The organism is Psychrobacter sp. H26, assembly GCF_059073035.1.
The window spans coordinates 1,944,210-1,959,477 of sequence record NZ_JCACRW010000001.1; the positions used below are offsets into that span (position 1 = coordinate 1,944,210).

General features: G+C 43.5%; 15 protein-coding genes. 5 read left to right on the forward strand and 10 right to left on the reverse strand.

Features of this window, described 5'->3' with window-relative positions; translation table 11 throughout:
* Positions 1-77 precede the first annotated feature (77 nt).
* The 3 genes from AC5JPT_RS08030 to argS all read right to left on the reverse strand — a co-directional run bounded on the left by AC5JPT_RS08030 (position 78) and on the right by argS (position 4,024).
* A complete protein-coding gene (locus AC5JPT_RS08030) occupies positions 78-1,172 on the reverse strand; it encodes a PTS sugar transporter subunit IIC (RefSeq protein WP_493857728.1) in 1,095 nt (364 codons plus the stop codon).
* A gap of 134 nt (positions 1,173-1,306) precedes the next feature.
* Entirely contained in the window at positions 1,307-2,107 is an 801-nt protein-coding gene (locus AC5JPT_RS08035; protein WP_493857729.1) for an SPOR domain-containing protein, read from the reverse strand.
* Positions 2,108-2,194: 87 nt separating this feature from the next.
* Positions 2,195-4,024: an arginine--tRNA ligase gene (gene argS / locus AC5JPT_RS08040; RefSeq protein ID WP_493857730.1), complete on the reverse strand. Its 1,830-nt coding sequence runs from the start codon at positions 4,022-4,024 to the stop codon at positions 2,195-2,197.
* 431 nt (positions 4,025-4,455) lie between these two features.
* On the opposite strand from argS, the gene AC5JPT_RS08045 reads away from it, so the two are divergent.
* Positions 4,456-4,674 (forward strand): DUF2788 domain-containing protein, encoded by a 219-nt coding sequence (locus AC5JPT_RS08045; protein WP_319051053.1) that lies wholly within the window; start codon positions 4,456-4,458, stop codon positions 4,672-4,674.
* A 95-nt stretch (positions 4,675-4,769) separates the two neighbouring features.
* On the opposite strand, the gene AC5JPT_RS08050 is transcribed toward AC5JPT_RS08045, so the two are convergent.
* Genes AC5JPT_RS08050 through cmoA form a run of 3 tightly spaced genes read right to left on the reverse strand, consistent with a single transcriptional unit; the run spans position 4,770 to position 6,851 of the window.
* Positions 4,770-4,931 (reverse strand): DUF1176 domain-containing protein, encoded by a 162-nt coding sequence (locus AC5JPT_RS08050; protein WP_493858447.1) that lies wholly within the window; start codon positions 4,929-4,931, stop codon positions 4,770-4,772.
* Positions 4,932-4,968: 37 nt separating this feature from the next.
* The gene (gene cmoB, locus AC5JPT_RS08055) at positions 4,969-6,003 is read right to left on the reverse strand and encodes a tRNA 5-methoxyuridine(34)/uridine 5-oxyacetic acid(34) synthase CmoB (protein WP_493857731.1); all 1,035 of its coding nucleotides are present in this window, start codon (positions 6,001-6,003) and stop codon (positions 4,969-4,971) included.
* Positions 6,004-6,053: 50 nt separating this feature from the next.
* Positions 6,054-6,851, reverse strand: a complete 798-nt coding sequence (gene cmoA, locus AC5JPT_RS08060; RefSeq protein ID WP_493857732.1) for a carboxy-S-adenosyl-L-methionine synthase CmoA — start codon at positions 6,849-6,851, stop codon at positions 6,054-6,056.
* Positions 6,852-7,086: 235 nt separating this feature from the next.
* On the opposite strand from cmoA, the gene msrA reads away from it, so the two are divergent.
* The 4 genes from msrA (at position 7,087) to AC5JPT_RS08080 (ending at position 10,940) form a co-directional block, all read left to right on the forward strand.
* On the forward strand, positions 7,087-7,608 hold the full coding sequence (gene msrA / locus AC5JPT_RS08065) for a peptide-methionine (S)-S-oxide reductase MsrA (RefSeq protein ID WP_493857733.1): 522 nt from the start codon (positions 7,087-7,089) through the stop codon (positions 7,606-7,608).
* A 181-nt stretch (positions 7,609-7,789) separates the two neighbouring features.
* Positions 7,790-8,503 (forward strand): thiopurine S-methyltransferase, encoded by a 714-nt coding sequence (tmpT, locus tag AC5JPT_RS08070; protein ID WP_493857734.1) that lies wholly within the window; start codon positions 7,790-7,792, stop codon positions 8,501-8,503.
* 50 nt (positions 8,504-8,553) lie between these two features.
* Positions 8,554-9,267 (forward strand): DUF1499 domain-containing protein, encoded by a 714-nt coding sequence (locus tag AC5JPT_RS08075; RefSeq protein WP_493857735.1) that lies wholly within the window; start codon positions 8,554-8,556, stop codon positions 9,265-9,267.
* 230 nt (positions 9,268-9,497) lie between these two features.
* Complete coding sequence (locus AC5JPT_RS08080) at positions 9,498-10,940, forward strand: lytic murein transglycosylase (RefSeq protein ID WP_493857736.1); 1,443 nt, start codon at positions 9,498-9,500, stop codon at positions 10,938-10,940.
* A gap of 133 nt (positions 10,941-11,073) precedes the next feature.
* On the opposite strand, the gene AC5JPT_RS08085 is transcribed toward AC5JPT_RS08080, so the two are convergent.
* From AC5JPT_RS08085 to AC5JPT_RS08100, 4 genes are all read right to left on the reverse strand, one after another.
* Positions 11,074-11,373: a hypothetical protein gene (locus tag AC5JPT_RS08085; RefSeq protein WP_493844197.1), complete on the reverse strand. Its 300-nt coding sequence runs from the start codon at positions 11,371-11,373 to the stop codon at positions 11,074-11,076.
* A gap of 235 nt (positions 11,374-11,608) precedes the next feature.
* Complete coding sequence (locus AC5JPT_RS08090; protein ID WP_493857737.1) at positions 11,609-12,613, reverse strand: DUF4062 domain-containing protein; 1,005 nt, start codon at positions 12,611-12,613, stop codon at positions 11,609-11,611.
* A 164-nt stretch (positions 12,614-12,777) separates the two neighbouring features.
* A complete protein-coding gene (gene murI, locus AC5JPT_RS08095; RefSeq protein ID WP_493858448.1) occupies positions 12,778-13,656 on the reverse strand; it encodes a glutamate racemase in 879 nt (292 codons plus the stop codon).
* Positions 13,657-14,090: 434 nt separating this feature from the next.
* Positions 14,091-14,879: a DUF1285 domain-containing protein gene (locus AC5JPT_RS08100; RefSeq protein ID WP_493857738.1), complete on the reverse strand. Its 789-nt coding sequence runs from the start codon at positions 14,877-14,879 to the stop codon at positions 14,091-14,093.
* Between the last annotated feature and the right edge of the window lie 389 nt (positions 14,880-15,268).

Below are 15,268 nucleotides of genomic sequence, written 5' to 3' on the forward strand. Positions count from 1 at the left end.
CTTTTTGAGAGTTATTAACTGCAGAACAAAAGGCGTTTTGATACTGCCAGTAATATTTTAATTCGACATTTTGAGTATTAAGGCAGCTTCATATCTCCAGCAACCAACCAGCCCATACGGCGCATAATATAAGCAACCACACCTGCGATCACCGCAGGTAATACAAACATTAATAGAATAATCGCCGTCCACAGCTGACCAGTGCTCATGATTTCTTGTGATGCTTCGATGACTCCGAACATCCCGACCAAACCAGCCGTACCCATACCCGCTCCTGTCGCTGTACAAGCCAGCTCAAAACCGACAGTCGCGATAGGACCTACGATGGCACTCGCAATGACAGCAGGCAGTAGAATTAATGGCTTTTTTAGTACATTGGGAATCTGCAGCATACTGGTGCCCAGACCCTGAGATATCACACCGCTGACGCCATTGTCCTTAAAGCTAGCGACAGCAAAACCAATCATATGCGCCGCGCAGCCAACCACGGCAGCACCGCCTGCCAAACCACCAAGACCAATCGCGATACAAATGGCAGCACTCGATGTCGGTAAGGTTAATAGGATACCGACCACAACGGCAATGACAATACCCATTAGTAATGGCTGTAATTCAGTTGCCGCATGAATGCCCTGTCCGATAGCCGCAACCCCTGCCACGATAGGTGGGTTGAGTAGCGCACAAACCAATAACGCAACGCCACACACCACTAAAGGCACCAATAAAATATCAAGCTTGGTCTTGCCAGCGATCCAAGTGCCAGCGCGATAAGCGAATACAGAGGTCAAATATGCTCCTATTGGATTACCCGGTAATGCCACAAAGGTAGCAGGCCCAACCTCTTGCTGCGTAAATAGCGTCCCTGCCATCAATGCTTCAGAATGCGCACCCAGCATACCTGCTACAAGGCAACTGAGCATCACAAGCGTTGGCGCTTTTAGGTAGTAAGCGATACCGACACCGATACCTGCCCCCATCAATATAGAAGCAAGCTTACCGACAGCGACCAGTGCTGGCAGATCCAACCAACCACCGATTTGGGAGATAATTAGACCAGCAATTAAGGTGACAAACAACCCTAACGCCATACCAGTAAAAGCGTCGATAAAATACTTTTGAAAAAATGCTCTAATAATGCCGACTTGCGGTGCTGCTGGGTGAGATACTGCCATAACCGTACTCTTTGTAAACGTTGCGATTGGATAAAATTGTTATAATAGTTTGATAAAATAAAGCGATAAAAAAAGCGTCATGACGACGCTTTTTTATTTACAGACTCACCTGATACCTATTGCTTAGCCTATGTTTAGCGGCGCTGTTCAACGATAATAGAATCAATACCATTGTTTTGTAGGCGCTGCTGTGCTGTTGTCACTGCTTGACGGTTATTTAACGGACGCGAGATTACCTGATAGATAGGTAAGCCATTCCCTGTGGTGTTTTTGATCACTCTAGCATCAACACCTGCCATCAGCACTTGAGCGCGGCGGCGATCCGCTTCATCTGCATCACTAAAACTATTGATCTGCAAGATATAAGTCGCAGCAGGCTTAGCCGCTTGGATACTTGCCGTCCCTGCTCCTGCAGTGTTGTTTCGAGTTGTGGGATTACTACTAGCTGGCGGTGTTCCGTCATAAGTCGCATCTTCTTCAACAATTACAATATCATCGTTCGCGGCATCATTACCACTATCACCTGCAGCATTGTCGGCACTACCAAAGCTACCAGTACCGTCTACGCTATTGGTCGATGTACCCTCTGGTTGAGTCACCACAACATCTGGTTCGAACTCGTCGATATCCCCTATTTGATCATTATCGATTTCTGCGATATCTTCATCAGGGATGGTTGCCATCTCTTGATTGGGCAAAATATCATAGAACTCATAATCACCATTATCAGTATCAGTATCCACACGTGGCTGTACTTGCCTGTCAGGATCGTTCTCAGCACTACTATCCGCGGGGCTAAAGTTAAATAATGGTGAGAGGTAGATAAATACCCCGATCATAAGGGTCAATACGGCCCCAACAAACATCCACAATAAGCCTGATACGCTACTTGATTTGCGCTTTTCTGTTGCGCCTTTAGGTTTTTTGGCTAGCATGGATCTCGTTCTCCCTACTGAATTTAACTGTCATCATCGAATTAATGCTATCAGCTCTCTATACTTATTTCACGTAGTAAAAAGTTATTACATAGCAGAGGGTGCAGACAAGCCTAGCAGACCAAGGCCGTTCGCTAATACTTGTCTAACAGCTTTGGACAAACGCAAACGCGCTTGCATTAAGTCCAGCTCGTCAGCACTTGGCGTCTCACCTGAGGTGACACTGACTGGCAAGATACGATTGGTGTCGTACCAGCCGTGGAATAATGCAGCAAGCTCTTTTAGATAATTAGTCAAGACGTGTGGTTCATAGCCTGTCGCTGCACGTAATAGCGTTGCTGGATAGCCTGCCAATAGCTTAATCAGCTCATCTTCATTGGGCGCATTAAGCAGGTCTTGCTGCGCTAAACCAACGGTATCATCTACCGCAAGACCATTGCTTTGTAGCTTTTCTAATACGCGGCAGACGCGCGCATGAGCATACTGAATGTAATACACTTGGTTGTCTTTACTCTGTGATTTGGCAAGCTCTAGATCAAAATCAATATGCACTTCAGGCTTACGGGCAACATAGTAAAAACGCGCCGCATCATTGCCGACTTCTGCACGCAGATCGCGTAAGGTAACAAACTGCCCTGAGCGTGATGACATTTGTACTTTTTCACTGCCACGCCATAACGCTACAAACTGAACCAATACGACATCAAGGCGCTCTGCATCGATACCTAACGCGAGCAGCGCCGCTTTTACGCGTGGCACATAACCATGGTGGTCAGCGCCCCACACATTAATCACTTTATCAAAACCGCGATCGAACTTGTTTTTGTGATAAGCAATATCCGAGGCAAAATACGTCGATTGACCATTGGCACGGCGCACCACGCGGTCTTTCTCATCACCAAAGTCAGTCGACTTGAACCAGATATTGCCGTCTTTTTCGTATAAGTAGCCTTTGTCATCAAGTATCTGAAGCACAGGCTCAATCTCACTATCGATAGAGCGCTCACTGAACCAGCACTCATAGCTCACACCAAAGTCATTTAAGTCGTCTTTGATATCCGCCAAAATACTGCTCAATGCGGCATTCAAGAACAGCGCATAGCTGTCAGCAAGTAAGGCTTTGCTATTCGCAATCAAACCATCAATGTGCGCTTCTTTATCACCTGAGATGAGCGTTTTTTCGCCATCAGCATTGATCTCAAACTTAGCATCTTCTGGTGCGTCCTTGGCAACTAGTGCAAACCCATGTACGTAGCTATTGCCATGTTGCGTTTTTAGTGTCTGCGCGATATCACTGACATAGTCACCTTGGTAGCCATTGACTGGGAACGTGATTTGCTCACCATTCAGTTCTAAATAACGCAAATAGGTACTGGTCGCCAAGATGTCCATTTGACGACCAGCATCATTGACGTAATACTCGCGCGTGACGTCGTAACCGATAGCTTCTAATAGGTTAGATACGCTCATACCAAACGCAGCACCTCGCCCATGACCGACATGCAGACTTGAGGTTGGATTGGCTGAGACAAACTCGACTTGTACCTTTTGACCATCAAACTGGTCGCTCAAACCAAAACGTTCTTGCAAGCTAAAGATATCGTCTAGTACTGAAAACTTGGCCTCTGAATTTAGAAATACGTTGATAAACCCTGGACCTGCGATTTCTACTTGGCGGATATCCTGATTCTCAGGCAGCGCGCTGACAATTTTTTCAGCGAGTTGGCGCGGATTGGCTTTGGCAGCCTTTGCCGCAGTGAGCGCGATGTTACTGGCAAAATCACCATGACTAAGATCTTTAGTACGGGTGATTTGGCTGTTATTTTGCCAATCACTTGGTAGCGTACCATCTGCTTGTAGGGTTTGAATCGCATCATTAAATAGGGATGCAAGCGTATCAATTTGGGCTTGTGACATAGGGATCTGAACTCAATTAAATAGACAACAAAAGCGGTGCAAATACGAGCGATTAATAACGGTTTATGGTAATAGCGACCGACATTGCAGGGATAAAATAATGTAAAAAGATAAGTAACCTGTAAATATAACAATCTTTACGATGTATTGCACCATTTGCACTAAAATTAGCACCAAAATCTTACTGTTATGACAGCTACGACTGATAATTGATGACAATAAAAAATTGGTCACGTACTCGCTTATACTTAACGACGCAAAGTTGATATCACGCACATACAGCAACTCAGCGAATGGCACGCTCAATTGTAGCGTTCCTGTTGCCCAACACTGGGCAGTCGTTTATACCTATCTGCTTCCACGTTATAATAGCGGTTTGTACGGCTCTTCTAAAATATAGGAGATGCGTTACTACTTCATAGGATTACGCCATGTTTGCTATTGCTGCCAGTACGGTCACCAGTTGGGGACTGTACGTCTTACTGCCGATTTTCATCGCTTTTTTATTCTTTATTATGTGGGATATCTCCAAAAAATCTGACGCTGGGCGCGCAGGTACATTCTGGATATTTTTGGCACTAGGGGCAGGCTCTGTGGGATTTATACTTAAGATAGTCATGGAAGTCGCTTTCAAAAAATGGCTGATGTAAACGGTCATTTTCTATGCGTTGATTATGCAGCAAACATATATAGCGCATAACCAATATGGTCAATAAGATATCGGGTATTAGTCTTAAACAGCTATCTAGTGAGCATTACTATTATTTTTTACGACCTTACTCACGTAAGTTGGCAGATCCCATGCGTCACCAGCAAAGCCTCGGCACATTCCCGTACTCGACTCCTCAATTTTAGCAAACATTTGACCATTCCACGTCCATACAGCGCGATTCCAACAGTCACTAATACCTTATTCTGCCTAGTATTGTCCAGTACGGTACCTGCTATCTTTTTGCGATCAAAGTCGCACGCATAGGTGCAGGATAGCCCTCAATGGTCTTTGCGGCATCGTTAGGGTCCAGAAAATCTGCTAATGAATGGTATGTCATCCACTCCGTTTTTCGTTGTTCCTCAGTTGAGGTAACGGCGACATCCACGCAGCGTACATTGACAAATCCTGCTTTTTCTAGCCAGCCTGTCAATGCCGCCACTGACGGTAAAAAGTACACATTATTCATCTGCGCATAGCGATCATGTGGTACCAGTACTGTATTGGCATCACCCTCTATGACCAACGTCTCAAGCACCAGTTCGCCACCTTTTACGAGCTGGCCTCTAAGCTGCTGTAAATGCTCGAATGGTGACTGACGATGATAGAGCACCCCCATGCTAAACACAGTATCAAACAACTGACTGTGCTCAGGCAATGCCTCAAGTGGCACAGGAATATAATGCGTACGATAGCGCCCTGTATCATGAGCATCAGCTGCGCCAACAAAATGACGAATTGCCATAAACTGATGGTAAAACAAGCAAGAGGGATCAATGATAATAACGGTATCTGCTCCTGCGCCAGCCATACGCCAACCGTGATAACCAGAGCCACCGCCGACATCTAATACGCGGCGACCGTCAAGCCTACTCAAATGCGATGCGACCCGTTGCCATTTCCAATCACTATGCCATTCGGTATCAATCTTAATACCTGATTCATCATTACCAATCTGAAATGGCCCTTTACGCCATGGCATCAGCTGCTTTAATAATGCAGTAGTTTGTTTGTATTGAGATTGATTAAGACTGGAGTCAATCGTCAAGGTATCACTGTTGAGATCGACGTGATTGACCGTCAAATTTGGCAGACGTGCCACTGACGCTTGATAAGCCGGGGCATGCGCGTAGTTGGCTTTGTCTTTGATAGCATTTAACCATGTTGGCAGTCGCGTCAGCCATTCGTAAGCGCTTGGATACTGCTGAGCCAGCTCTAATAAGGTTAAATATAATTCGCGTTCGGCGTGCGTGATTGTGTCGTTGAGCATAAAAACAGGTTACCGTATTGACTAAGAAATAACTGTGTTAAAAGTAAGGTTTATTTAAACGCCACAATAGAAACAAAATTCAAAAACTGAAACCACGTTAGATGACGCTTAAAGCCAACTTGATCCAGCCGTGCATGATGCTCATCTAACGTATCCGTAATCAGCACATTTTCTAACGCATTGCGTTTACCGCTAATCTCCATTTCGCTATAGCCATTGGCACGTTTAAAATCATAATAACGCTCAACCAGCCATGCATCATACTGCTCATCAAAGGCGTGGGTTTTTTCGGTTAATACCAGTATGCCGCCTGCGCTTAATGCCGCGTAAATCTTCTCTAATACCGCCACTCTATCGGCGGCTGGTAAAAACTGTAATGTTAAATTTAAAATCACCATATCGCAGGGTTCCAGCTCCACGTCGCGAATGTCCGCAGTGATCGCTTCGATATCATGTTCAGGATAGTTATCACTCAATAACGTCGTCGCTTCCGTCGTCATCGCTGGGGAAATATCAATCGCCTTAATCTGCAAATCCTGCGGGTCAAACTCACCAGCCAGCGTCATACTAGCCGCACCAAGCGAGCAGCCCAAGTCATAAATACGGCTGACGCGCTGACCACTATCACTCTGCTGACGATACTTGCAATGCCGACGGGCAAAGATGGGCAACATAGCCAATACCTGACCATAACCGGGCACGCTACGACGAATCATATCGGGAAAACAAGCCACCACTTGCTCATCAAAGGAAAAACGCGCCGCTTTGTCCAGCGGCGTGGTAAACGGTTTGTCAAATAGGGTGTCATGTGTGATAGCAGGCTGCGATTGGCTCATGGGGCGACTCATTTTTTAATAATAGAACTTACATTAGGCGTTACTTGATGAATTTTGCTTGTCACTGTCAGTTGATAAATAAGCAAGATAGCAAAAGCTCATTATAACATTACTGTTTGTTACTTATTGCCTTTGGCTTGCCTGCTAAGCTGAATAAATAGCGCTAGGACTAATGAGGCATTGAAAAATGAGAACATTACAACCAAATACAGTGCTTAATCCATATTTATAATAATAGGAAAAAACTATGCAAACAATCGTATTAGGCGGCGGCTGCTTTTGGTGCACTGAGTCGGTATTTTTGTCCGTGAAAGGCGTACAATCTGTTGTCTCAGGCTATATGGGCGGTAATGCAGTGTCTGCCAATTATGAAGCAGTATGTAGCGGTACAACTGGTCACGTCGAAGTTATCAAAGTCGAGTTTGATGAGACGACTGTTCCGCTAGAAGTCATCCTCGACGTCTTCTTTGCCACACATGATCCCACCACGATGGATCGTCAAGGCAATGATGTCGGTAGCCAATACCGTAGCGTGGTCTTTTATACCGAAGAGGACCAAAAACCTACAGTCGATCGCACGATCAACAAGTTACGTGACATGGGTGTCAATGTGGTTACAGAAGTACATCCTGCCGTTGAATTTTACCAAGCAGAAGACGCGCATCAAGACTTCTTTAATCGCAATCCAGGACAGGCTTACTGTAACTTTGCGATACCACCAAAGCTGGCAAAATTGCGTAAAGAGTTTAGCAAGTATATGATAAGCTGATTTTAATTAAAGAAATTGAGCATCGTATTATTCAAAAAGATTAACACGATGCTAGCAAAATACCTAAGCCAAACACTTATACGATAGGTGTTTGGCTTTTTATTATTGTTTACTATATCGATAGCTGATATTTATAGTAAACGCTCCTTCCACATACACTATCCTGTTAGAGACCTCACATATGAACCCTGAGTTTTGGCGTAAACGCTGGCAAGAAAAACGCATTGGTTTTAATCAGTCGGCTGCTAATCCATTGTTAGTTGAATATATCAAACATTTGAATTTATCGGCGGGAAGCCGTATTTTTGTTCCGCTGTGTGGTAAATCTATTGATATGGCCTGGCTAGCTGCTCAAGGATATGATGTGGTCGGTGTTGAACTGGTTGAAACAGCTGTTCAGGATTTTTTTGTTGAACAAAATATCCAGTACACTATCTCTCAACATGTAGAAAATCCAGCGATCACATGCTATCAAGGTCAACTGATAGAAGGTGAAGAGCGGCGAACTATTACATTATGGGTCGCCGATATTTTTACGCTTACCCCTACAGATGTTGGTCCTATCGATGCAGTATATGACAAAGCGGCATTGATTGCCCTACCAGCTGATATGCGAACAAAATATAGTGAGCAGATACGACAGCTTAGTGGTAATGTAAACAAATCTGTCAGCGTCGATAGCATTGACAATAACGTCGCGCCACAGCTTTTAATGACATTGAATTATGATCAAAGCAAGAAAAATGGACCGCCATTCTCTATCAGTGAAGAACAACTACAGCAGTACTATGGCAGTCACTATCAAATATGTAAGCTGGCGAATGTGCCTACTATTATAGGGTCTGCACCTGATCTAAAAGTTACAGAGCATGCTTGGCTATTAAGTCATAAATAAACCAGTTTGCGCAGCGACTAATCAGTACTAAATCACAAGGAAAAAGCGGAATGAAAATATTCGTTGGTCTGATAAGTTTAATCGCTGTCTTACTGGTCGCGCTCGCAGGCCCACTCTACAAATTTGGCATGATTGAGTTAGCGACTGCCTTTGCAGGGTTTAAGTTTGGCGTGTTTGCGGGTATTGCAGCTTTAGTATTGTTAGTTATACAGCTTTTGTTTAAACGAAACACAGCGAGCGTTGGTAGCGCGTTAATATCAGCATTGCTTGCGATAACCGCCATTGCCATACCGCTTAACATGATGAATACTGCCAAAAAGGTACCGCCCATTCATGATATCTCTACTGATTTGGTAAATCCGCCTGCATTTGTGGCCATTGCCCCACTGCGTGCTGACGCGCCTAATCCAGCTGCTTACGCTGGTATCGAGGCAGCAGAGCAACAGCGCGAGGCATATCCTGACCTACAAACATTACGTTATGATCAAACACAACCTGAACTGGCAGCAGCAACCAAACAAGCTGTTGAGAACTTAGGCTGGGAGCTGGTCAATATTGATGTAGATAATGGCATCATCGAAGCGACGGATACGACTGCTTGGTTTGGCTTCAAAGACGATATTGTCGTGCGCATCACTGATAACGATAGCGAGTGCCTAGTAGACATACGCAGTAAATCGCGGGTTGGTGGTAGCGATTTGGGCAAAAACGCGGCGCGAATTGGTACATTTATCAATGAATTAGATAGTGTATTGGCTGAGTAATTAAATTATATCTACCAAAAACCATTAGATGTTATTTGACTCTTGACGTTCTGTTAAAGTTAAACCCTCTCCCAACCTCACGCCATCGTCAATTTATCGTAACCATTTATAATCTTGGTACTTCGGCAGCTTTTCTTTACTGTTTAGATTGGTTACTCTACGTTAATATCATGTTTTACCTTTTGTTATCTGCCTTTTGGTAACCACTTTGACGTTTATAGGATATTTTCATGCGTTTTACTCCCTTCTCTACCATGTCACTGCTTAGTGTTGCAGTTGGCATTAGCCTCGCAAGCACCGCTCAAGCCGCTCAGCCACCAGCACCGGATTTATCTAACAGTGAATTCCAGCAGTGTTTGGATGGTCTAAAAAATTCAAGCAAATTTAGCGGCGTGAATAGCTACACCTTTAACAATTATCGTCCAAGCCAGCCTGATCCAAGCGTTATTCAATCGCTTAACTACCAGCCAGAGTTTCAAAAAGATGTCTGGGACTATTTATCATCACTAGTAGATAAAGAGCGTGTCGAAGATGGCATCCGAGCCAAGCGTCAATGGGGCTCAACGCTTCGCCAAATTGAGGCACGCTACGGTGTCAAAGCCGAACACGTACTGGGTGTGTGGGGCGTAGAGTCTAACTTTGGTCAGACATTAGGTAAAAAACCATTGTTCGAATCATTGGCAACATTGTCTTGCTTTGATCGTCGTCAAAGCTACTTCCAAGGTGAGTATGCCAATGCCCTAAAGATTGTGCAAAACGGCGACATTGCACCTAGTGATATGACAGGATCATGGGCAGGTGCTTTTGGACAGACGCAGTTTATGCCCAGCACCTTTTTGGAGTTGGCAGTAGATTTCGATGGTGACGGGCGCCGAGATTTGGTCAATAGTGTTCCTGATGCGCTCGCTTCTACCGCAAACTTCTTAGATAATCGTGGCTATCGTACGGGTGAGCCTTGGGGTTACGAGGTCAAATTACCTAATGGATTTTGGGCGGCCTCAAATCGTAAAGATAAAAAGTCTATCAGCCACTGGCGCAATCAAGGTCTGATCCTCGCTAACGGTAGCCCACTACCTTATGATTTAAGTAGTGCTGGCTTATTGCTACCTGCTGGTATCGATGGTCCTGCGTTTCTAGTCGGCAAAAACTTCGATACGTTTTACTCTTATAACGCCTCAGAAAACTACGCCCTAGCTATCGCGCACTTATCAGACTTGGTCACTCGTGAAGACAGTAGTAAAACCGACTTTGTAACTGCATGGCCGACAGATGATCCTGGTATCAGTCGCCAGCAGGCAAAAGATATCCAACAAGCATTGCTCAATGCTGGTTATGATATTGGCGGCGTTGATGGCATCATCGGCGACAACACCCGTACCGCTATTCAACAATATCAATCTAGCCGTGGTATTTTTCCAGCTGACGGACGCGCAGGCCAAAAATTCTATCGCGCTATCGTTGGCAGTTCAGCACCAAGCCAAACTCAGTACGGGCAACCATTAAACCCTGCACCAGCCGATCGTATGGGTCAACTGATTCAGCAACAAACAACGCCCAATAGCTATTCGTCTCAAACATCGATCAGTCCATCACCCTCTAGCAATGCACGCTATCGCCGCACCACTAGTGCCGATGGTACGATTAAGCTGGTTCGTATTGACGAAGGGTTATAACAACTTATTGAACCACTTTATCTTAGAGCACTAAAAAAGCCACGCTAATCATAGCGTGGCTTTTTTCACTTCTTATGTATCAATGCGGGTCTGTCATTGTGAGTTTGTATTAACTACATTAGTCATTACAGATCTAGACAATAGGTGGTGGGTTTGGCTTACCGTTATCACCATCCCAATTTTCACGAGCATTGTCATCTAGATCAGCAGCAGTTTTCGGTTCCCACTTACCGTTTTCTTTCCAAGTGGCATCGCCCCAGTCTTCGTCTTCTGCTTTTCTATCCAAATCTTTGTAGGCTTGGCTTGGATCAATGCCACGACGCTTCATGTCTGCCACTTGCTCTTCTAACGTGTGAAACTGATCGGCGTCATGCATGCTTTTTTCTAGACCATCAATCTCGCTTAACAGTTTGTCATTTTTATCGTTACTCATTATGTGTTCTCCTTAATAGATCAATGTTGTTTTGCATTTTATGTATTTTTAATTGCTACAAGTTTTAATAAAGATAAGATCGTTATCTGATGGTTCTTATTATCACGAGTCCTGAGTCGATTCACAACCAGTGACGCGTATGCTTTGTATTACAAAACGTAGCCATAGACAGAAGTGGTGTTTTTTCGGATTTTTTATTGAATGTCACAAGGTTAGTGTACGCCAAGAACTGGCTTTACTCGTGTGTTTGGGAGGAATTACTTACTAGTAAATTTTTTGCATAAAAAGTGAGCTTCCAAAGCTCTTGTGATAGCCGCGTACCATAGGTCGTCAGCTGTATCCAATTTGCGCTTACCAGTTGACGCTGTAAGTTGTTTAAGTCATCTTGAGCGATTTGGCAACGTGAGACAGCGTGAACATTTGGCATATCATTCTTGATGTCTATCTCAGCTTTTGGTGCGATTAGACGGTTGATAGCGTTTTGTAGACCGTAGCTAGAAAACGTAGAAGGTATTTTTACTAGAGCAACCAATATCTCTTGCCAAGATAAGGTAATTTCGCGAGTCACGTCTTTTAGATTACCACCTTCATAGGCTTGAGCGGTGTATTTAACAGTGAAAGTCTCTGTCAATACAATGGGCTGGCTGACGTTGTCATCCGCAAAGTTATCCTCTACAGGAGCTTGTTTTTTTGTATTTTTATTGATTGCCAAAATATCAGCAAATCTTTCAGCAACAGTCTGATTGCTAAATTTGATAATCTCTTCGGTGGCTCTTATCCAGCCACCCTCTACTCTATTACTCGCCAATGTGTTGTAGTAGGCTTGGACGAGTAGCGGCTCAATATCATCTTCTGAATCATAATAATATATTTGATTGTCTTGCTTAGATACCGTTTTGATGAGCTCTTGTAGTTGCCGGCTAACATCCAGTTCATGATGGTGTTTCTTTGCCAGGATTAACAATGGTTTGAGCTTGGCTTTGGCATTTAGATAACTCAGATGCATCTGACTGACACCATTCTTTTGCACAGTTCCGTAGCTGTCTCCAATAATCATCAACGCATAATCACAGGAATCTATGCATTGACGACCATATAAAGAGGCTTTGGGGAGCTTGCTAGACACATCATAAGTCAAAAATGCACGTGCTTGAAAAAATATCGCTAAGCTATCCAAGACTAACGATTGATCGTTGTCAGCGCATATAACATGAATATGGTGATAGCGGCGGTTTGGCACAATTACCTCTGAGCTTAGGTGATGGCATAAATAGGTGTAAGATGAAATAGAGCACAAATATCTTGTTCTGCGCAGCCTAGCATATTCTAACAAAACTGCACTCAGCTTGTTTCAAATAAATCAACAAAATGAGTAAGGATTAGCTTAAATAGCACTATCAGCACTTACCCAGTGTGGTATTGCAGCACAGTCTCTCTACCAAGCAAACGCACAACTAAAGCGCCTAGTCTATCACTATATTTGGTAGCATGAAAAGTTAATGGATAACTAATATCAACTTTTGTTTTACTACTCACTTCTGAATGATAATCTTTTGTTTCACTATCTAAGCTTGCAGACATCTGATTTGCTACCAGTAACTGCTTGACTCGCTCAGCGATTGCTTGCCCAGAGTCAATCACTTGTATCGATAGCTGCTGTCGTACAATTTCATCAAGCAAAAATGCTTTGAAAAATGGGTAATGCGTACAACCTAACACCAGCTGATCCACGCCATTATCAGCAAATGCTTGTATCTGTTGACGCAATCGCTGTGCGGTTTCGTCTTGCACTGGCATCCCAGACTCTACCCAAGGCACCAATTGTGGATCAAAATACTTAGTAACCAATGTGCCATTAGGGTCAGCCACATTGCTAATGACATCATTGAGCAATGTACCATTCAAAGTGGCTTTGGTAGCCAGCACTGCAACATGTCCACTCTTGCTGGCCAATACAGCAGGCTTTAGTGCTGGTACTAAGCCGACAATAGGCAGCTCTGGGTAGCAACGTCTTGCTCTGTCTAAAGCATAAGCGGACGCGCTATTACAGGCAATAACGATCAACTTGCAACCTTGCTGATACAGCCATTCCACCGCATTCAATGTCAACGTCTCAATGTCCTCGCTATCGCGGTTGCCATAGGGGACATTGAGGGTATCAGCGTAATATATATAATGTTCAGCGGGTAGTTGTTGAGCTAAATGTAGATAAACAGATAAACCACCAACGCCAGAATCAAACAATCCTATTGGCGCATGACGCGCTTTACAATTAGCAGCCATATTGTTTTCACCGATACTGCTTTTACCAATACTGTTTTTACTGATATCAGCTTTATCGATCCTAGCGTCTTTAACAGAATTACCGTCTAAAGTGTTTACGCGCGCTAGAGAATTTGCTTGCACAGGCTCCACTGTCATGATGTTATTTGCGGTAGTATCCATGTCTACTCTACCGCCAGTTTTGTATGCATGTGATTATCTTCATGTTATGTATGTTTTCATCACTCAATTAAACGTCTCACGCTTTGTGTGATTCCAGTGTTTGGTCATGATCCAAAGACAGCTTAATTGTACGGCGAATCTCAACGTAGCAAGCCATTATCAGACCACTATAATTTGTGAAAGTTATAAACTTATAACATTCGCCATCATATAGCAATCAATAGACGTCTCTCTATTGATTGCTATCTATTGCATTATTGCAGCTTAATAGCTTAATTAGCTGACATAGATAATGAGTAATCCTGTCCACCACTCCGTAAAGTCAATATGGTCTCACCATTGCGTTCTGTCAATTCACCAATCTCTGCCAAATGGTAAAAGGTATTGCGTCCAATAAGCGCGGTCAAGCCATTTCTGACTAGCATATAAGGGCGTACTGGCTCATCGGTCGTAACGTTTTTACTGTGATCCATGTTTTCACTATTGAGGCTTTCACTTTCAAAGTTTTCATTCTCAACGTCGTTATGCTCAATGTCCAGCGAATAATCTGCAGGCACCGCTTTATCATTATTTTCAGAATTATACACTTGTAGTGTAATTTGATGCTCATCATCCAAACGCACTACATCGCCAGTTGTCGTCGTAAACTCCAACCAACTCATATCGTCTTCATGGACGATACCAACATCGTTAATTAGAAGCGGGGCATCCTCTACTTGAATCCGTATTTTTTGTACTGGTGTCTTTAGAAAATACTCAGTAATGCCGTTATTTTCTTCTTTCCACAAAATAGTAGCAAACAAACTGACCAATGACTCACGGGTCATTTTTCCACCTTCATGCCACCACTCACCGTTTGCTTTTATGACCAGATCCATATCGGCAATATCTTCAGGATGCCATTTGTCGAGTGGTGGTATCGCAAGCCCTTCACGCGCCCCAGCAGCAGACTTGAGATATTGACTTAATGCATCTACATTATTGATGCTAGAGGCCTTATCAATTGGGGCTTCAGCACTGTGATTTACATCTTCATTAGTCTTGTTATTATCATTACTCATCGCTCAATCCTTTATTTAGTATTCAAAGTTTGGCAAATCTATTATTACTATAAATTTTTGTTTCGGGTATGATGAAACGATATTGTTCAAGCACAGTCGTTTATTCAATATAACCTTAACACCTATACTCATAAATGCGTATCGTGTTTGTAGGACTTTTCTTTTATAATGAGTAACGATTTTTTATTAAGATGGTCAAGCGGTCATTATGTTAATGACATAATTTACGTTATGTGTTGATATCCTTGAATAAATTATTCACGACACCGACGTATTAACTGATACCGCAAAGACAGTTTTATCGGGCAGCCATATGTCTGAGTGACGTTAGCGCCGCAAGTCTATTATTCAGTTGTTAAGCTAATGATGCCCTGAGATAAGCCACTAAA